This is a genomic window from Mucilaginibacter terrae, from assembly GCF_042679325.1.
In the GTDB taxonomy this organism is placed as follows: domain Bacteria; phylum Bacteroidota; class Bacteroidia; order Sphingobacteriales; family Sphingobacteriaceae; genus Mucilaginibacter; species Mucilaginibacter terrae.
This window is the reverse complement of sequence record NZ_JBHTMJ010000001.1, coordinates 17,204-36,702: the sequence shown is the minus strand read 5'-3', so window position 1 is coordinate 36,702 and position 19,499 is coordinate 17,204. Positions and strand designations below refer to the sequence as shown.

Here is a 19,499-nt window from a genome sequence, read left to right as displayed (position 1 = left end):
CATGCACAGCCTAACCGATAGTATTAAAAGCCCTAAAATGAAGGCCAAAGCTATTTACGAATACATGCAGCGCAAAAACCGTTACGTAAGCGTACAAATAGGCATCGGCGGTTTTCAGCCTATATATGCATCTGATGTTGACCGGGTAAGTTCTGGTGACTGTAAGGCCCTGGTGAATTATACCCAGGCATTACTGAAAGCAATTAATATTGATTCGTACTACTGTGTTGTGCAGGCTGGCGACTTTAAAAAGAGCCTGATGCCCGATTTTGCCAGCATGGCACAAGGTAACCACATTATTTTATGCCTGCCTTTTAAAAATGATACCACCTGGCTGGAATGTACCAGTAAAGATACCCCTTTTGGTTATTTAGGCAACTTTACCGACGACCGCTTAGTACTGGCCTGTACTGCCGACGGCGGCAAACTGTTACACACACCTACATATACGGCCGAGCAAAGCCTCCAATACCGTAAAGCTTTGGTTACCATTAAACCCGATGGCGAATTGGCCGGTAACATGACCACCACTTTTAAGGGCTGGCAGTTTGAAAACCGTCCTACTTTTCCTGGCGAAATTAGCGATGAGATCAAAAAAGCCAAAGAACGTTACAGCATAAACAACCTCGAAATTGAAACTTTAAAATTAAACATAGCTAATAACCTGCAGCCTGTTAATAATGAGGAGATGAAGTTTACAGCGGGCGATTATGCAGCGGTATCGTCCAACGGTTTTGTATTTATGGTAAACATGGCCAACCGGCATACCTCCGTACCGCGTGAGGTACGCAACCGAAGCACCGATGTTTACATAAACCGGGGATATACCGATGTAGATGAGATAACTTATACCGTGCCGGCCGGTTACCGTTTAGATAGTAACCCCTTGCAGGTTAATATTAGTAAAACCTTTGGTAAATTTACGGCAAGCGCTACCATGAACGGCAAAAATCAAATTGTTTATAAAAGAAAGCTGCAGATGATTGACGGTACTTATCATAAAGATAAATACCAGGAGCTGGTTGATTTTTACCAGCAGGTTGCCGATGCTGATAATTATAAGGCCACGTTAGTAAAAGCTAACTAAACAATATGATGCCTAATATTATGCCAACAATCATGATTACATACAGCAGGATCTCGTTGCCGGCAAACTTTTTATACTTGGTCCAAAACGAGTAGTCTTCTTTAGGTTTTAACATTGCCCTGCAAAGGTAACGAATTTATAATGCAGCCAGCGTAGTATGATATTCAGCAAAAAGCCCCGAACAATAAGAATAAGTCCGGGGCTTTTAAATGCGGTCGTGATGCTAAGCATCGCTTTACAGGTATATTAACACTGAGCTTACGCGCTCTTTTTCCATTTTATTGAGCAGCCAATAGCTTTAGTGGCGGTTACTTCGGGTTTTTTGCCCTTAATCAGCGCGTTAACAGCGTTCTCAACGTATTTAACCTTATCGGTGTTGGTGTTTTGAGTATCGTCATCAATGGCGCCAATATATTTCACTACATTTCCCGATGCGGTTTTTTGCAGCACATACACATGCGGGGTGGCTTTAGCGCCGTAAGCACGCGTGATGTCCTGAGTTTCATCTATCAGGTACGGAAAGCTATAGCCTTTTTGAGCGGCCAGCTTTTGCATGTTCTCAAACGAATCGGCTGGTTCGGCAACCGGGTCGTTAGGACTTATGGCAATTACAGGGTAACCTTTAGCGGCGTACTGCTTATCCAGGTCCATAATGCGGCTTTCGTAAGCTTTTGCATACGGACAATGGTTGCAGGTGAACACTACGATGTAGCCTTTGGCAGCTTTATAATCGGCCAGTGCTACGGTTTTGCCATTCACGTTCTTCAGTTTAAAATCAGTAGCAGTATCACCTACCTTGTATCCCTCATCGGCAGCTTTAAAGGCCATACCTGCTACCGCAATCAGCATTAGTGCAATTAATTTTTTCATGGTAATCAATTATTTATTGGTTTGATAGAGTTTGTTTAGTTCCTCGTAAGTAAATTCCTGTTCCTGAAACTTACGGATGCCTTTTTTACCGTTTACAATGAGCGTACCGGGCAACGCGCCGCTCCACTCTTTTGCTATACCGTCAATGAGTTCCTGGTCGCTTTTACGGGTGGCCAACATCACTTCAGATGTTAGCTTACGGCTCCGGGCAAATGTTTTTACAGCCGGCAGCTTCGATTCAAAATCCATACTCACCAGCAGCACTTTAAGCGGTTGGTTTTTATAAGTGGCCTGCAACTTTTCAAAGCACGGCAGTTCTTCAATACAGGGTTTACACCAGGTGGCCCAAAAGTTAACTACATATACGGTATCGGGGTTACTGATGCGTTTTTGCAGCTGCGGCAGGCTGATGGTTTTTACCTGTGCTAAGGTGACGCAACAGAACATCAAACACACAGCCGTTAATAAAACAAGTTGTTTCATAGGTATATAACGTTGCTTATGATACAAAGTTATTTATTTAGAGCAATACCAGCAGTATTAATTATTGAGCCCGCGCGTGAAAAATACTTATACATGGATGGATCGCGCAGTTTAACAATCATTACCCCTCTGCGGGTACTGGCATGCACCAGGTAACCGTTTTGCAGGTACACCCCAACATGGCTAAACTTTTTACCATCAAAATCAAAAAACACCAGGTCGCCTTCCTGTAGCTCTTCCTCGTATTTGCGTTTAATGACATTGATCTGCTTACCGGTATTACGGGGCAAAGTGATGTCGAATACCTGCTGTTCCAACAAATAGGTCAAACCCGAGCAATCCACACCGTTACGATCTAAACCTGCATATTTATAGGGTGTACCGTACCATTGCTCAATAAAGTTATACAACCGACCGTTAGTGATGTCTTTATTTCTTACACCCATTATTTCGGCGTATTTATCGGCTATAAAACCTTGCGGTTTAACTACATCGCCCGGCGAGCCTTTCATGACCGCTTTTTTCGACTTGCAGGAAGCCAGCAACGCGCACATCACTGTCAACAGCAATATTAACCTGGTGAAACGATTAACTACCATAACCTAAAGGTAAACGGTTTGAATATGTGATGCAAATAATAAGCGGCATAAAGAAAAAGCCGGTTATTCACTTATCTGAATAACCGGCCTATAGCTTAATCGTATTAATAAATGCTTGATTACTTAACCGAAAACTTATAGATGGTAGTGGTTTTATAAGTTTCCCCCGGTTTTAAAACGGTTGACGGGAACGCCGGTTTGTTTGGCGAATCGGGGAAATGCTGAGTTTCCAGGGCAAGGGCGGTACGGTTATCGTCTTTAATATCGCCTTTAAACTTAAACTCGCCTTTCATAAAGTTACCGCTGTAGAATTGAATACCCGGCTCTTCGGTAAATATCTCCATTACAATGCCGGTATTATCACCCTGTACGGTAGCAATAGGCGTTTTCAGGTCATGCTTATTCAGCACAAAGTTATGATCGTAACCCAAACCGAATTTCAATTGCTGATCGCCTTCGGCAATGCGCGAACCGATAGTGGCAGGCTTTCTAAAATCGAACGGTGTATTTTCTACTTTATCAATTTTACCAGTCGGTATCAATAAACTATCAACCGGCGTATAACCATCGGCATTCAACTGCAACGTATGTTTTAAAATAGAACCGCTGCCGTTACCATTTAAGTTGTAATAGGTATGGCTGGTTAAGTTAACCACAGTTGTTTTATCAGTGGTTGCAGCATAATAAATTTCTACCGCGTTATCGTCGGTTAATTTGTAAGTAACCGTAGTTTTTAACGTACCTGGAAAGCCTTGCTCATCATCAGCCGATATATACGACAATTCTAAAGTGTGGTCATCAACCTGCTTGGCATCCCATACTTTAATATCGAAACCATCCTTACCGCCGTGCAGCGTGTTTGGCCCATTGTTAGCCGGCAACTTATATTCCTTACCTTCTAATGTAAATTTAGCACCACCAATGCGGTTACCGTAACGGCCAATTAAAGCGCCGTAATAGTTACCTTTTGCAGCTTCGTAATTGTCTACACTACCGGGTCCGGCCACTACATCAACCATTTTACCACTTTTATCGGGTACTAAGAGGCTCACCATACGGCCGCCATAATTGGTAATGGCTAATTGTACACCTTTACTGTTTTTCAATGTGTAAAGTTTGGTTTGTTTGCCATCAATGGCTTTTTCGAAACCCGATGCTGCCGGCAGTTGCCCTACTGTGGTACTGTCTGTCATGTTGGTTGATTGTTTGTTAGTGGATTGATTGCAGGCCGATAGCGACAATAAGCCGGCTGCCAGCATAGCTGCATAGAAAGATTTGCTTTTCATATTCATCATAACAGGTGTTTTGGTTTTTAATTATTGTGGACGTAGCAAACGCTCATCGTGCGGACTAAATTCTGTAAAATATTCATCATTCGCAATAATTGTTTGTTTAACAATTATTATGGACTTGCCGTACGGTTATAACGCAGTAAATGCCTTGGCCCGTATATGGCAAGCGGTGTTAACCTGTTTTGAAACATTACATTGCTTTTTTGAAAGAACTGCTTAAAGTTTTCGGCACTGGCGTGGCCCGGGTATGGGGTATAAAAATGTTCGGGACCATTGTTACGCCATATAAATACGTACGATAGTGTGTTAAATTGCGCTAAAAGAGGTGCTAAGGTTTCGGTCCAGAAGTTAGGGTCGGGTACACGCTCCGAGCCGGTTTCGGCAATGCAGGAAAGTTTATGGTGTTCGTTAGCCACCCGTTGCAAAATTTCTAACTGCTGTTGCATGTTCTCTTTGTAAACCTTCACACTATCAAAACAGTAGCGGTCGAAACCCATAAAGTCGGTGTACTCATCGCCGGGGTAGCGTTCCAGCAGTTCAAACTCGTCGGCATAATCGGCAGTGGAATATACCATTAACAGGTTGTGCAATTTTTTAGTGTTGCGTAAATAGTTAACCGTTAAACGCCAGATGTCTTTAAATTCTTCGGGGGTGCTGGTCCTAAATCCCCACCAAAACCAATCGCCGGTAAGCTCATGAAACGGGCGAAATAAAATAGGAATCGGCTCACCGTCGGCCCCTCTCAAAGTGCTCAGGTATTTGGCTGCCTTATCTAAAATATTTAGATATACCTGGTGATGGGTACCCCCGGGAAGCAGTTCTTTAATAGTGAGACCAGAATTATCCCACGATGTTTTACCGTTAACAGGGTTGTTCATGTGCCAGCAAAAGGTATTGATACCTCCACGTTCATAAGCCTCACGCACCAGGCGACTTTGTGTTATAAAGGGTATGCCGTTAATATCGTAGGTGCTATCCAGCTCTATCCCCGAAAGGTCCCATCCATAAATAGCAGGATAGCTACCGGTTACATTTTTCACGTCCGAACTATCTTTTAAGCGCCAGTTAACCCCATAAGCCGTATCATCATGATGACCGAACATTACCCCTGCCCCTACCAGCCGCTGCATGCTGCTGAGCAACCAACGTGTTTCGGTAGTGGCCAGGGTATCGGCCGGAAGCTGAACTTGCGCATTGGCCATTTGTACAAGGCCAAAAAATAATGTGTAAAACAAAGAGTACAGCTTCAGGTTCATTACATCAAATATGGTCATAAAACTAATTAAGCCCTAATCAATTTAGTTTTTACAAAGCGCTTACATAGATTGGGTATAAGTTTTGGCGATTGTAGCCGTTAGTTAAAAATATGCTGTAATTTTACTGCCTCATAAATGGATACACAAAACAGTACATCATCGCCCGATACGAAGGAGGGGCCAACTTTTTTTGGACGCATCTCCGACTTTTTTGTAAGTGTTTATGATGTTTACAGCTTTATATTACGCTTTTTTAAAGAAGCCTTTATCCCACCCTATGAGTTTAGGGAACTGGTTAAACAGTGCTGGGAAGTGGGCGTACGTTCGCTGATGTTGATTACGGTTACCGGCTTCATTGTTGGTTTGATCTTTACCAAGCAATCCAGACCGTCTTTGGTTCAGTTTGGGGCTACTTCGTGGATTCCCTCATTAGTATCTATAGCTATTATGCGCGCGCTGGCCCCTTTGGTTACCGCTTTAATTAGCGCAGGCCGGGTTGGATCGAGCATTGGCGCCGAAATTGGCTCTATGCGGGTTACCGAGCAAATTGATGCCATGGAGGTATCGGGCACACATCCCTTTAAATATTTGGTTTGCATACGTACGCTGGCTACCACTATTAGTATTCCCATTCTATCTATATATGCCGGTTTTGTAGCCTTACTGGGTGGTTACTTAAACGTAGCCGTTAATGAGGGCACCAGCTTTGCCACCTATATGCAGCAGGTTTTTCAACCGCTTAGCTATATAGATTTCGAAGCCTCGATTATCAAATCTACTGTATTTGGTTTTACTATAGGTATTGTAGGTAGCTACCAGGGCTGGAATTCATCGAGCGGTACGGCAGGTGTAGGTAAAGCGGCCAATTCGGCGGTAGTAATTGCCATGTTCCTGGTGTTTATTGAAGAGGTGATCATTGTACAAATAACCGGCTGGTTCCGCTAACCGATCATAATATGGAAGAAGATAAAAAAGCCATAGATTATAACGATAAGGTGATCAGCATTAAAGGTTTGAAAAAATCCTTTGGCAATTATCACGTACTGCGCGGTATAGACCTGGATTTGTATAAGAAAGAAAACCTGGTGGTGCTGGGACGCTCGGGTACCGGTAAATCGGTGCTCATTAAGATCATATCGGGTTTACTTAAAGCTGATGAAGGCGAAGTAAACGTGTTGGGAAACGAAGTAACCAATATTACCAACCGCAATTTGGAGGAACTACGTCGCCGTATAGGATTTTCGTTTCAGAACAGTGCTTTGTACGATAGTATGACGGTGCGTAAAAACCTGGAGTTTCCCCTGGTTCGTAATCAAACAAAACTACGCCGTAAAGAAATTGATGGCATGGTGGAACGGGTTTTAGATGCGGTTGGCTTAAAGCAAACCATCAATCAAATGCCGTCGGAACTATCGGGCGGTCAGCGTAAACGTATAGGTATAGCCCGTACATTGATTTTGCGGCCCGAAATTATGCTGTACGATGAGCCTACCGCCGGTTTAGATCCTATTACCTCTATGGAGATCAATAACCTGATTAACCGAGTGCGCGAAAACTTTAATACTTCATCCATCATTATAACCCACGACCTTACCTGCGCCAAAGCCACCGGCGACCGTATAGCCATGCTGCTCGAAGGTCAGTTCCAGCGTCAGGGTACTTTTCAGGAGGTTTTTGAAAGTAATGATGAACGGGTAAAACAATTTTACGACTATAACTTTATCAATTAATATGAGTTTTAAAGAAAATAAATATGCGTTTTGGGTAGGCCTGTTTATAGCTATTGGTTTGGTTATTTTTATTGTGGGCATATTCACATTAGGCAATCAGCAAAAAAGCTTTTCAAACGGCTTGCATTTAAAAGCACGTTTCGATAATGTTTCGGGCTTAATGAAGGGTAACAACGTTTGGTTTTCGGGCGTTAAGGTAGGCACCATAAAAAGTATTGTATTCACCGGTATTAACCAGGTAGATGTGGAGTTTAATGTAGATCCTAAAGTACAACAGTTCATTCATAAAAACGCAGTTGCATCCATCAGTTCCGAAGGTTTTATCGGTAATAAAATTATCGCTATTGACGGCGGCACGCCGAATTCCCCAATAATAGAAACCGGCGACATGGTTAATTCTAAAGGCATGATGTCGACAGATGAGATTATGAAAACCTTTCAAAAAAATAACGAAAATTTGCTGGTTATAACCAACGATTTTAAATCGTTAAGTAAAAAAATGGTAGAAGGTAAAGGCCTTGCCGGCACCCTGCTTACTGATACCGCCTTGGCTATGCGCTTTAAAGGTATTGTTGCAAACCTTCAAAGCACTACTAACCAAACCGCCGTAATGGCCAATGAACTAAGCCGGTTTGGTTACAAAATGAACACCAAAGGCGGACTTGCCGATAAAATGCTGACCGATACCGCTTTATTTGCCAAACTACAGCAATCGGCCAATCAGTTGCAGGAGGCTACTGCTAAGGCTGGCACACTAACCGATAACCTGAACAAGGCCAGTAACAAGTTGAATACTAATGATAACGCTATTGGTGTGTTACTAAACGACCAGCCAACTGCCAATCAATTAAAGAGCACTTTAGATCAGCTGCACGAAAGTTCTATTAAGCTGAATGATAACCTTGAAGCGGTTCAGCATAACTTTTTGTTACGCGGATTCTTTAAAAAAAGAGAGAAAGAAAAAGCTAAGGCAGCAGAGGCTCCTAATAAGCAATAATTCTTAAATAATAACCTTCTGTTAATTTAAAATTAAAACCTATAGTTTTAAAAATTATGCCTTTTGTCGTTTTTCGGTAACATTCTATTTTCCTTTTGCGTACAAGGAAATATAATCTTAAACCACACGATAAATTTGCGTAAGTTATGTTACTTGACTATACCGGCAAAACAGTTTTAATAACCGGCGGCTCACGCGGCATAGGTAAAGCATGCGCTAAACTATTCGCATCGCTTAATGCCGATGTGATTATTACCTTTAATACCGACCAGGACGAAGCTGAGCGAACGTTACTGGAGTTAGAACATAAAGGCAATCACGGTTTATACCAGCTCGACCAAAGTCAGCCTAAAAATGTAGAGCGTTTCTTCAACAAGGTACTGCAGCATTACCCGCATGTAGATGTACTGGTGAACAATGCAGGGGTGTATATTGAGCATAAAATAACTGAAGTTAGCTACGAGGAATGGCAGCAAAGCTGGGAACAAACCATTGGAACTAACTTAAATGGCGTAGCCAATTTATGTTACTTTGCATCCCGCCACATGATACAACAGGGCGGCGGTAAAATCATTAATATCTCTTCGCGTGGTGCCTTCCGTGGCGAACCCGACCATCCGGCTTATGCGGCCAGTAAGGCCGGTTTAAACGCCATGAGCCAATCATTGGCGGTAAGTTTAGCACCGCACCACATTAGCGTTCATATTATTGCCCCCGGTTTTGTAGATACCGATATGACCAGCGCATTGCTTAATAGCGAAGCCGGTGAGTTTATTAAAAAGCAAAGCCCGCTTAACAGGGTAGCTACTGCCAACGAAGTGGCACAAATAGCAGTTACCTATGCTTCGCCTGGTTTTGAGTTTACTACCGGAGGGATCATTGATTTGAACGGTGCTTCGTACCTGCGTACTTAAAGCTATTTCAACACCTTTTGCAGAAAATGCCTAACCGCATAGGTTGACAACTGCCCACCCGGCCCGTTCAGGTGATGATCGAAACCATGTGTAGCCCAGGGCAATTGTAGCCAATAATAAGGCACATGATGTTTTTGGAGCGTATCGCTCAATCTCCGGCTATGTTCGTAAGCCACCAATACATCTTTTTCGCCATGAATGATAAGGGTTGGCACCGTTTGATGATTTACATACCTAATGGGTGAGCTTGCAGCATAATTTTGAGGTACCTTAGGGTAACTACCGCCTAAATAATTAGCCATTACCCGCCTCGAATCCATTACCAGTTTAGGTGCTGGTATGGAGTAGCCCCAAACCATATCGGCCGGACCATAGAAATCAATTACACCTTTAATGCCTCGTTTTTTAATGGTGTATGCCGCCAGCAAAGCTATCTGTGCTCCTGCCGATCGGCCAAGCAACACAAACCTGCTGGTATCAATATGCAACTCATCGGCATGTTGGTGCAGGTAGTTTAACGCTGTTTCCACATCTTGTACAGGAGCCGGGCTTTTCCAACGGGGTGCCAGCCGGTAATTGATGCTGGCAACCTGGTAACCTGCCTTAGCCAATACACCGTTCAACTCTGGTAGTTGACGGCTATCGCCGCTACTCCACGATCCACCATGAATAACCATCACACACGGCCGTTTGCCTTTTAATGAAGTTCGGTAAAAGTCGAGCTTTAGCGTTGTATCGGGGTAGGTAACGTATTCAATGGTTTTATAAGAAGCCTGGGGATCTTTCTTAAACAACTTTATAATACTGAAGGGATGATTGTTTGGCAAAGAATCAACTGAACCAAAATCCTGATCCATATCGGCCTGTAAATGTGTACCCATATTATAGGCCGTTACAATTGGTGATAAAAATAACAGCAGCGCTATCACTCCGGTAACAGTACCAACCTTGCCATATTTAGCTACACAGCAACCGCTTAGTAAAATTATAAATGTAATGCCAATAAATATCAAGCCATACTCGCCTACCAACACAGCCAATAGCCATATATAATAAGCAGGTGCCTTTACAACTGTAAACACCGATACTATAAAAAGAAGAATGAGCAATATGAGCCTTAATAACCCCATATTAAATTAAGCCGTTTCTTTACCCAATTTGCTGTTTTTGTAACCATAGGTAAAGTAAATAACCAAACCAATGAGCAGCCATATTAAAAAGCGCAGCCAATTGGTGTAACCCAATTCGGTCATCAAATAAAAGCAGCTTAGCAAGCCGAGTACAGGTATCAGCGATAAATTTTTAACGAATGAAAGTACCGCTATAGCTGCTGTTAAAAGAATAAATAACATAAACGGGAATTTTTCGTGACTGTTTTCTTCGGCAAACATACCCGTCATAGGTTTCCAGAAAAAGGCCATACCTGCAACAAACAACACAGGTACTATCCATTTGGCATTAATGTATGGGATACTGAACTTACCTTTTACAGCCACGGTTTTAGGCAGCAATAATACACCTCCGCAAACCAGCACAAAGGCAAATAAGGTACCAATACTGGTTAAGTCGGTAACCTCGGTAAGGTTCATAAATAAGGCTGGTATGGCCACCACAAAGCCGGTAACAATAGTGGCAAACGATGGCGTTTGGTATTTGGGGTGGATGCGTGAAAATGCTTTAGGCAGCAATCCGTCGCGGCTCATACTCATCCATATACGGGGCTGCCCCATCTGGAATATGAGCAGTACACTGGCCGTAGCAATTACCGCACTAATAGAAATCACATAACTTATATTGGTTAAACCTACCCTGGCAAACACAAAGGCCAGCGGATCGCCCACCTGCAGCTCTTTATAATTTACCATACCTGTAAGCACCAGCGCTATCAATATATAAAGCACCGTACAAATAATGAGCGAATAGATCATTCCCTTAGGCAGATCGCGTTGCGGGTTCTCGCATTCCTCGGCCGTGGTAGATATGGCATCAAAGCCTATGTAGGCAAAAAACACACCCGATACCCCTTTCATAACACCGCTAAAGCCGTTTGGCATAAACGGGTGCCAGTTGGCAGGTGTTACATAAAAAAAGCCTAAGGCTATCACCGCTATTACCACCCCCACTTTAAGCAACACCATAGCATTGGTTACCTTTTTAGTTTCACGGATACCAATGTAAACCAGGTAGGTAATAAGTACTACAATAACAAGGGCAGGAAGATTAGCTATCAACTTAATACCGCCAATTCCAGGTGCCGTGTTCCAGGCTAAAGCTTCGGCTTTCATCCTTTCCGTGATCTCAACAAGTTTACCCGATGCGGTTAATTGCTGAACAGCCTCACTTCCTTTAAAAGCCGAAAAGTAATCCATAGTTAAATACCGGGGCATGTGGATATGAAAACCCTCGAGCAGGTTTACAAAATACTCGCTCCAGGATATAGCCACTGCAATATTACCTATGGCATATTCCATTAAAAGGTCCCAGCCAATAATCCAGGCTATTAGTTCGCCAAACGAAGCGTAGGCATAAGTGTAAGCGCTGCCGGCAACCGGTATGCGTGAGGCAAATTCGGCATAACACAAGGCCGAAAACCCGCAGGTAATAGCCGTTAATATAAATAATATGGTAACACCCGGTCCGCCGTTGAATGAGGCCGTACCAATGGTGGAGAAGATCCCCGCGCCTACTACTGCGGCAATACCCATGAGGGTAAGGTCTTTAACGCGTAATTCTTTTTTAAGATGGGTACCCGAATGTTCGCTGTCACTAAAACCGCTTTGCACATCGGCTAAAATTTTAACGAGTGATTTTCTTCGAAATAAACTTTTCGACATGGATAATTAATAGTTTAGCAGTACCAAACATAACCATTTTTTAATTCATTAGATATATTCTGCTTAATTTGTAACATGAATACCCGAATTACTGATGTATTACACCACATCCGAATGCTTTTTATACCGTATCTTATTATATTAATTACCTGTTTAATATTAAAGCTTTCTTTCACCCGCGAATCTCTCTACTTTGCCGTTAATGCCAAACATTCGGACCTTGGCGACACTATTTTTCCTTATGTAACCGATTTGGGCGAAGGGTTTATGGTAATTACCTTAACGCTTATTATGCTGTGTTTTAGTTACCGCAAAACTATTTTGCTAATTACCAGCTTTGCCGTGAGCGGTATTTTAGTACAACTGGTTAAACACTGGTTTAAAGCCCCCCGGCCTGTTGTTTATTTTGAAAAAGAGCTGAGTACTATACATTTTGTAAAAAATATAGCTTTAATGCATACCAACAGCTTTCCATCGGGGCATACGGTAACCGCGTTTTCTGCAGCTGTAGTATTATCGTACTTAGCGGTTAATAAGCGTTTGGGCTTCATTTATTTATTGCTGGCCATATCGGTAGCTTATTCGAGAATGTACTTGAGTCAGCATTTTTTTGAAGATGTTACCGCAGGATCGATTTTAGGCACCATTAGCACCATTATGTGGATCACCTGGATGGATGGCCGTCCTTTTATGCGTTCGGAACGCTGGAACAGGGGCTTGTTAAAGAGGAAGTAACCTCACCCCAACCCTCTCCAAAGGAGAGGGGGTTATTATTATAAAAGAGGTTATATCACCCTATTAATTACCACTTTCTCGGGGTCGGTTAGCATTAGCGGTACTTTCTCCACCGTAACAAAGCTCAGGTCTAAACCAAAACCACGTTCTTCAGAAATACTTACTTTTTTCAACTGTGTATGAACAGCCATAATAATGCGTTCGTACAACGAAAGGCTATGCGAGCGCGACAATACTTTCTCAATAACTACAAACCTGAAATCGCCTACAATTTTGCGTTGATTTAAAGATTTATACTTACTGGTAATGTCTACTTCGCCTTTCTTAACCAAATCTTCAACCACCTTACGGAACAACAGGTTAATTTGCTGCTCAACCCTAAACCCTAATTTAAAATCGATACGGATCAATTTATTAGGCACCAGGAAATCCACCTCGTAATCGCGGGTATAAGGCTCATCCATTACATCAACGTGTACCAGCCAATATACGTCGGCCCGTTTAGGTTGCTTTTGTAATATAGAGTATATAATCTTGGATTCTATTTCTGAGTTAAAATTGGCACTTGTTAAATAAACCAATTGCGAGGCATATTTAGGCACCGTTTCGTCATCGCTCAATTCTTTAAGTACATCATAGTAATCTTCAATTTCCACAAACTTCACGTAGCGGTTACGGATGCGGCGGGCAGTATGCCAGCTCCACATTACACCGAACAGCAGGGCGCCTATGCTCAGGGTAAACCAGCCACCATCAACAAATTTCCCAAGGTTACCTGATAGGAATATACCTTCTACTAACAGGTAAATAACCAGGAACAGGTTAATAAGGTACGATGGCACTTTACGTCGTTTCAAGAATTTAGATACCAGGATGGTTGTCATTAACATGGCCACGGTAATACTTAAACCGTAAGCAGCTTCCATTTTGGCCGATTCGCGGAACAAGCAAACTACACCAATACAACCTGCACACATAATCCAGTTGATACTGGGTACGTAAAGTTGTCCTTTTTGCTCAGATGGATAATTGATTTTAACTTTTGGCCATAAATTTAACCGTACAGCTTCGGCAATTAACGTATAAGAACCAGAGATTAACGCCTGGCTGGCAATAACCGCGGCCACAGTAGCTATACCAATACCGAAGATCAGGAACCAGGACGGCATGATCTGGTAAAATGGATTCAGCTTATTCAGGTCTAAAACCTGTCCCTGATGTTGTAATAGCCACACGGCCTGCCCAAGATAGTTCAGGATCAAACAGGTTTTCACAAATATCCAGCTGATACGAATATTAGAGCGACCGCAATGCCCTAAATCTGAATACAAAGCCTCTGCTCCTGTGGTACATAAAAATACCGCACCCAAAACGCCGAAGGCAGCATGAAGATCATGACTAACCAACAAATCGTAAGCGTAATAAGGGTTGAGTGCTTTAATAATACCCGGCATTTGTACTATAAAGCCTATACCCAAAACACCCATCATGCTAAACCACAAAAACATAATAGGGCCAAATGCCTTACCTACTAACGATGTACCGAACTGCTGTATAAAAAACAACCCTAAAATAATAGCTATTACCACATACATAGTAGGCACTGCCGGGTAAATGGTATGCAAGCCCTCAATGGCCGACGAAATAGTAATAGGTGGCGTAATTATACCATCGGCCAGCAAGGCGCAACCCCCTACTATTGCCGGAATAATGAGCCATTTGGCTCGCCGGCGTACCAACGAAAAAAGCGAAAAAATACCACCCTCACCTTTGTTATCGGCTTGCAGCGTTATAATTACATATTTAATGGTGGTTTGCAGCGTAAGTGTCCAAAATATTAAGGAAACACCGCCCAATACAACGGCTTCAGATATAGCGTTTCCTTCGCCGATGATAGCCTTGAAAACGTATAATGGAGAGGTACCTATATCGCCATAGATAATTCCTAAACTGATAAGAAGCCCGGCAGCTGTCAGTTTTTGCAGATCTTTATTGTGTGATGACACTTTAATTGTAAAATTTGATCAAAAATAAACGTACGGTTTTAAGCGCTTACCAAGCTGTGCAGTTGTTTTAAAGCCCACTGATTATTAGCATAACCAGTAAAATCAATTTTTGTTAAAATTTGTTAAAATAATTGAATGTACTTTTTACACCGTAAAGTTTAGCTTGTTTTATTACTACCTTTGTAACTAAATTTAATATGGGGCAAAGATATACTTTTAATTATTTATGGGTAATAATAATTGCAGCAGCAATATCCATAAACTTTGCCTTTAATTATGGGCCAGGCAAAGGTATAACCCGCGATACCATTTACCTGCGCAAAACCAAGCCTAATCAAAAGCAGTCTTATTTAAAAAACGGGTTAAGTACCGGTACGCTGCCCCCACTCAAACCCTCGCCTTACGCCAACATTAAACCAACCATACCGGTTGCCACCGATAAGTTGCTGACCAACGTACAAATTTACCCTAACCCGATAACCGATCAGATAAACATTAAGTACACCGTATCGCGTAACAGCAATGTGACCATTAAAATTATGGACGTGCTTGGCAATAATGTAGCAACATTACTATCGGAAAGAGTGGACTCGGGAGAGCAGAAATTTGCCCGTTTATTATCGAGCAATAAACTGACCAGTGGATTTTATTTTTTAAGGGTAACGGTTGGCACCGAATCTATCATTAAGCGTATAACTATTTTATAACCTTAGTTACTCATACCGCATCAGGCCGATACACCGTCTTGCCTGTTATAAATGCTTTCCCTTAAATATACGTACCGCTTGGTAAAGCATGTGTTGCAAAAATAACGGCGTAAGGGTAAAAAAAACAATACAAGTTTTATCAGTTTAGCTCTCGGCACGCGATAGCTAAACTGTTTTTTACACTTGGGGCAGTATGGTAAATTTTCTTCCATGATTCTGAGAATGCTTTCTCAAATAAGGAAATAATTAGTTTTGCCAAGATAAAAAAATATATGCATCGTTTGGTTAAACACATATATTATATTTTTGATTATTACCTTGCCCGATACATAGCAATCTGCTTACTTTATAAGTAACATTTTATAGCTCAAAGGAACATTTAGTAAATAATTTTTAGATTTGGCCTTGTAATTTAACTGCTTAATTTATTTAACAAGCCTTGTTTATTAGAAATGACGGCATAGGCTTCATAATTTAATACTACCTCCTGAATGAAAATAATTGCCATTGGCCGCAACTACGCCGAACATGCGAAAGAATTGAATAACCCTGTGCCCACTACACCGGTAATTTTCATGAAACCCGATACGGCTCTTTTGAAAGATAATAAACCGTTTTACTACCCTGAATTTTCGCAGGATGTACATTACGAAATAGAACTGGTGTTGAAAGTGAGTAAGGAAGGCAAACACATCAGCGAAAAATTTGCGGCCGACTACTTTGATGAAATAGGTTTGGGTATTGATTTTACCGCCCGCGATATTCAAGCCCGTCATAAAGAAAAAGGCTTGCCCTGGGAATTGGCCAAAGGGTTTGACCACTCGGCCCCGATTAGTAACTTTGTGCCCAAAACACAGTTTACCGACCTGTATAACTTAAATTTGAAATTAAACCTGAATGGCGAAACCCGCCAGGATGGTAATACTAAAGACCTGCTCTTTTCTTTTGAAAAGCTAATCGCTTTTGTATCGCAGTACATTACCCTAAAAAAAGGCGACCTGATATTTACCGGTACTCCCGAAGGTGTTGGCGCCGTAAAACAAGGAGACCGGCTGGAAGGCTATTTACAAGGTGAAAAAATGCTTGATTTTTACGTTAAATAGTCCTGATGCTAAAAAAAATAATTTGCTTACTGGGATGCTTATGCACTTTAGTGAGCGCAAATGCGCAGGGAATTACACCGAGTAGAACTTACCCCATAGGCGTATTTCAGTACCCGCTCAATCTGCCGCCAAGTACCGCCGGTTCTTTTGGTGAATTGCGGGGCAATCATTTTCATTCGGGATTGGATTTTAGAACCAACCGGCAAATAGGCTACCCTGTACATGCGGCCATGTATGGCTATGTATCGCGCCTGCGGGTACAGTTAGGTGGCTTTGGTAATGCGGTTTACGTAACACACCCTAATGGCTACACTACGGTGTACGGCCACTTAGATCATTTGATACCCGAACTGGCACAAATAGTTCGTAAATACCAGTATGACCATCAAAGTGCTGAAATTGATTTCAAACTGCAACAGTTCGATTTTCCGGTAACAAAGGGGCAACTGATCGCTATTTCGGGCAATACAGGTGCTTCGGGTGGCCCGCACCTGCATTTCGAGATCAGGGATTCGCTTACCGAAGAAACCATTAACCCGCAATTGTTTGGCTTAACTATACCCGATAATATTACACCTGCTATTGCTGGTGTAGCTATTTACCATTTAAACGGCCACCCGTTTAGCGAGAATACACCGCGCGATTATCTACTGGTATCGGGAACGGCAGGCAACTACCATTTAACCAAACCGCAAACACTGTTTTTAAGCGGCGATATTGGTTTTGGCATTACGGCTAACGATATGAACAACTCATCGGCCAACCGTAACGGCATATATTCGTTAGAACTGAAGGTTGATGACCGTACAGTTTACACCTTCGCCGTTGAACGTTTCGCTTTCGACCAAACACATGCTATCAATGCCTATATCGATTATCCGCTGTATCTTAAAACTCATCGCTGGATCCAGAAATGCTTTATATTGCCGGGAAGTTATATAGCCCTGTATCCTAAATCTGAGAACCGGGGCATCATCAGTTTTAAAGACACCCTGCTGCATAATATAGAATACGTTGTTAAAGACATTGCAGGTAACACTTCTACAGTGAAATTCAAGGTACAATCAAGTATTCCTAAAGACCGCCCTGTAGTAAATTATAGCGGCACTAAATTCAGTTACGATAAGCGTAATGAGTTCAACAAAGGCCCGGTTAAAGTAGTAGTAGAAACAGGTAATTTATATGACGACCTGGACTTTACCTATGCCGTACTGCCGCAAAAACCAGGAACATTTTCGGCCACGCACCAAATTCATAACCGCCTTACCCCTATCCATACCAGCTTCGACCTATGGATAAAACCCGATGCCAGCATTGGCGCCTTAGCTAACAAAGCCGTTATAGTGAATACGTTAGCCGGTTGTGTTGGCGGTATTTATCAGGATGGTTATGTAAAGGCTAAACCGGCTGCCTTCGGCGATTTTTTTATTAAACTGGACACCGTGGCACCTGTAATAACGCCCATTAATATCCGTAACGGTAGCAACCTGGGTGCCGTTCGCAGCCTTGCTTTAAAAATCAGCGATAATTTATCGGGCATTAAATCTTACTCGGCTAAAATAGACGGTAAGTGGATTTTGCTGCAGCAGGACTATAAAACGCGAATTTTTAGATATATATTTGACCAAAGCATTGCAGCAGGTAAACATGCTTTTGAGCTAACTGCTACCGATAATAAAGACAACACATCGCAATATACGGCACAATTCAACCGATAAAACACTTTATATTATGGCAACATTACAACAAGGCGATAAAGCCCCCGAGTTTATAGCTAACGATCAAAACGGCAATCCCGTTTCGTTAAGCAATTTTAAAGGTAAAACCGTTGTACTATACTTTTATCCGAAGGATGATACCCCGGGCTGCACCGCCGAAGCCTGCGATTTCAGGGATAACTATCAGTTTCTTTCGTCGCAAGGTTATGAGGTTATTGGTGTAAGTACCGATGACGAAAAATCGCACAAAAAGTTTGAAACCAAATACAGCCTGCCTTTCACACTAATTGCCGACGCCGAACAGGAAATTGTGAACAGCTACGGCGTTTGGGTAGAAAAAAACATGTATGGTAAAAAGTATATGGGCACACAGCGCACTACTTTTATTATTGATGCCGAAGGTACCATAAGCCATATTATTGGTAAGGTTGACACTAAAAATCCGTCGCAGCAAGTATTAAACCTGTTAAAGGGTTAAACAAAAAAATCTAAAAACAAATAATTACTTTAGCTTAATTTAATACGTTAAACCTATTAAACCTCTAAGCATTAAATTCATCCAATAGATAGATATTAATAAATGTCAGCATCCGTTAGTGATACCGAGATACTCAGCAAGTTTCAGGACGAAAAAACCCGGAACGAAGCTTTTAATCTTTTACTGAAAAAATACCAGCAAAAGATTTACTGGCATGTACGCCGAATGGTAGTAAACCATGACGATGCCGACGATTTGGTGCAGGACGTTTTTATTAAAATATGGAAAAACCTGCCCGGTTTCAGGAGCGACGCCCAGCTTTATACCTGGATGTACCGTATTGCTACCAATGAGTGTATTACGTTTTTAAACAAAAAGAAACAAAAGAACAATATACCGCTGGACGATGTATCGTACGAACTGGCCGAATCACTGGCCGATTCAACTTACCTCAGTGGCGATAAGGTACAGTTAAAGCTACAACAGGCTTTACTTACCCTACCTGATAAGCAGCGACTGGTGTTTAATATGAAGTATTATGATGATATGAAATACGAAGAAATGTCGGAAGTGCTGGGAACCAGTGTAGGGGCTTTAAAGGCATCCTTTCACCTGGCGGTAAAAAAGATTGAAGCGCATTTGTTATCGCACGATTAATTTTCATTTTTACATTAAACCTTATAGTTTTAA

The 19,499-nt window shown here is 42.0% G+C and carries 20 protein-coding genes; 11 read left to right on the top strand and 9 right to left on the bottom strand.

The genetic code is table 11. From position 1 onward, the window contains the following. Position 1: 1 nt before the first annotated feature. Positions 2 to 1,087: a hypothetical protein gene (locus tag ACFQ3S_RS00175; RefSeq protein WP_377159972.1), complete on the top strand. Its 1,086-nt coding sequence runs from the start codon at positions 2 to 4 to the stop codon at positions 1,085 to 1,087. On the opposite strand, the gene ACFQ3S_RS00170 is transcribed toward ACFQ3S_RS00175, so the two are convergent. The 6 genes from ACFQ3S_RS00170 to ACFQ3S_RS00145 all read right to left on the bottom strand — a co-directional run bounded on the left by ACFQ3S_RS00170 (position 1,080) and on the right by ACFQ3S_RS00145 (position 5,605). Then, positions 1,080 to 1,202: a hypothetical protein gene (locus tag ACFQ3S_RS00170; protein ID WP_377159970.1), complete on the bottom strand. Its 123-nt coding sequence runs from the start codon at positions 1,200 to 1,202 to the stop codon at positions 1,080 to 1,082. The two genes, ACFQ3S_RS00175 and ACFQ3S_RS00170, sit on opposite strands and share 8 nt — an antisense overlap. Before the next feature lie 143 nt (positions 1,203 to 1,345). Further along, complete coding sequence (locus ACFQ3S_RS00165) at positions 1,346 to 1,957, bottom strand: thioredoxin family protein (RefSeq protein ID WP_377159968.1); 612 nt, start codon at positions 1,955 to 1,957, stop codon at positions 1,346 to 1,348. A 9-nt stretch (positions 1,958 to 1,966) separates the two neighbouring features. Beyond that, entirely contained in the window at positions 1,967 to 2,440 is a 474-nt protein-coding gene (locus ACFQ3S_RS00160) for a TlpA disulfide reductase family protein (RefSeq protein WP_377159966.1), read from the bottom strand. 29 nt (positions 2,441 to 2,469) lie between these two features. Next, the gene (locus tag ACFQ3S_RS00155; RefSeq protein ID WP_377159964.1) at positions 2,470 to 3,039 is read right to left on the bottom strand and encodes a C40 family peptidase; all 570 of its coding nucleotides are present in this window, start codon (positions 3,037 to 3,039) and stop codon (positions 2,470 to 2,472) included. 119 nt (positions 3,040 to 3,158) lie between these two features. Then, the gene (locus ACFQ3S_RS00150; protein WP_377159962.1) at positions 3,159 to 4,334 is read right to left on the bottom strand and encodes an aldose epimerase family protein; all 1,176 of its coding nucleotides are present in this window, start codon (positions 4,332 to 4,334) and stop codon (positions 3,159 to 3,161) included. Positions 4,335 to 4,441: 107 nt separating this feature from the next. Beyond that, entirely contained in the window at positions 4,442 to 5,605 is a 1,164-nt protein-coding gene (locus tag ACFQ3S_RS00145; RefSeq protein ID WP_377159960.1) for a glycoside hydrolase family 26 protein, read from the bottom strand. A gap of 117 nt (positions 5,606 to 5,722) precedes the next feature. Between ACFQ3S_RS00145 and ACFQ3S_RS00140 the strand changes: the two genes are divergently transcribed. From ACFQ3S_RS00140 to ACFQ3S_RS00125, 4 genes are all read left to right on the top strand, one after another. Next, a complete protein-coding gene (locus ACFQ3S_RS00140) occupies positions 5,723 to 6,532 on the top strand; it encodes an MlaE family ABC transporter permease (RefSeq protein WP_377159958.1) in 810 nt (269 codons plus the stop codon). A gap of 11 nt (positions 6,533 to 6,543) precedes the next feature. After that, a complete protein-coding gene (locus ACFQ3S_RS00135) occupies positions 6,544 to 7,317 on the top strand; it encodes an ABC transporter ATP-binding protein (RefSeq protein WP_377159955.1) in 774 nt (257 codons plus the stop codon). Position 7,318: 1 nt separating this feature from the next. Continuing rightward, positions 7,319 to 8,314, top strand: a complete 996-nt coding sequence (locus ACFQ3S_RS00130) for an MlaD family protein (RefSeq protein WP_377159952.1) — start codon at positions 7,319 to 7,321, stop codon at positions 8,312 to 8,314. Positions 8,315 to 8,460: 146 nt separating this feature from the next. Continuing rightward, positions 8,461 to 9,228, top strand: coding sequence for an SDR family NAD(P)-dependent oxidoreductase (locus ACFQ3S_RS00125; RefSeq protein WP_377159949.1), 768 nt, complete (start codon positions 8,461 to 8,463; stop codon positions 9,226 to 9,228). 2 nt (positions 9,229 to 9,230) lie between these two features. Here the strand turns inward: ACFQ3S_RS00125 and ACFQ3S_RS00120 are convergent, their stop codons facing one another. Beyond that, positions 9,231 to 10,358 (bottom strand): alpha/beta hydrolase fold domain-containing protein, encoded by a 1,128-nt coding sequence (locus ACFQ3S_RS00120; RefSeq protein WP_377159946.1) that lies wholly within the window; start codon positions 10,356 to 10,358, stop codon positions 9,231 to 9,233. Between the two features lie 6 nt (positions 10,359 to 10,364). Then, complete coding sequence (locus ACFQ3S_RS00115; RefSeq protein WP_377159943.1) at positions 10,365 to 12,062, bottom strand: amino acid permease; 1,698 nt, start codon at positions 12,060 to 12,062, stop codon at positions 10,365 to 10,367. Positions 12,063 to 12,137: 75 nt separating this feature from the next. Between ACFQ3S_RS00115 and ACFQ3S_RS00110 the strand changes: the two genes are divergently transcribed. Continuing rightward, on the top strand, positions 12,138 to 12,797 hold the full coding sequence (locus tag ACFQ3S_RS00110) for a phosphatase PAP2 family protein (RefSeq protein ID WP_377159941.1): 660 nt from the start codon (positions 12,138 to 12,140) through the stop codon (positions 12,795 to 12,797). 50 nt (positions 12,798 to 12,847) lie between these two features. Here the strand turns inward: ACFQ3S_RS00110 and ACFQ3S_RS00105 are convergent, their stop codons facing one another. After that, entirely contained in the window at positions 12,848 to 14,803 is a 1,956-nt protein-coding gene (locus ACFQ3S_RS00105) for a KUP/HAK/KT family potassium transporter (RefSeq protein WP_377159938.1), read from the bottom strand. Between the two features lie 197 nt (positions 14,804 to 15,000). Between ACFQ3S_RS00105 and ACFQ3S_RS00100 the strand changes: the two genes are divergently transcribed. The 5 genes from ACFQ3S_RS00100 to ACFQ3S_RS00080 all read left to right on the top strand — a co-directional run bounded on the left by ACFQ3S_RS00100 (position 15,001) and on the right by ACFQ3S_RS00080 (position 19,466). After that, complete coding sequence (locus ACFQ3S_RS00100) at positions 15,001 to 15,510, top strand: T9SS type A sorting domain-containing protein (RefSeq protein ID WP_377159935.1); 510 nt, start codon at positions 15,001 to 15,003, stop codon at positions 15,508 to 15,510. A 491-nt stretch (positions 15,511 to 16,001) separates the two neighbouring features. Next, positions 16,002 to 16,613 carry a fumarylacetoacetate hydrolase family protein gene (locus ACFQ3S_RS00095; RefSeq protein ID WP_377159932.1) on the top strand — a complete coding sequence of 204 codons (612 nt, stop codon included), beginning with the start codon at positions 16,002 to 16,004 and terminating at the stop codon, positions 16,611 to 16,613. A gap of 5 nt (positions 16,614 to 16,618) precedes the next feature. Further along, positions 16,619 to 18,331: a M23 family metallopeptidase gene (locus ACFQ3S_RS00090; protein ID WP_377159929.1), complete on the top strand. Its 1,713-nt coding sequence runs from the start codon at positions 16,619 to 16,621 to the stop codon at positions 18,329 to 18,331. Between the two features lie 13 nt (positions 18,332 to 18,344). Beyond that, on the top strand, positions 18,345 to 18,809 hold the full coding sequence (gene bcp / locus ACFQ3S_RS00085; protein ID WP_377159927.1) for a thioredoxin-dependent thiol peroxidase: 465 nt from the start codon (positions 18,345 to 18,347) through the stop codon (positions 18,807 to 18,809). 102 nt (positions 18,810 to 18,911) lie between these two features. Then, a complete protein-coding gene (locus tag ACFQ3S_RS00080; protein WP_377159925.1) occupies positions 18,912 to 19,466 on the top strand; it encodes an RNA polymerase sigma factor in 555 nt (184 codons plus the stop codon). The last annotated feature ends 33 nt before the right edge of the window (positions 19,467 to 19,499 follow it).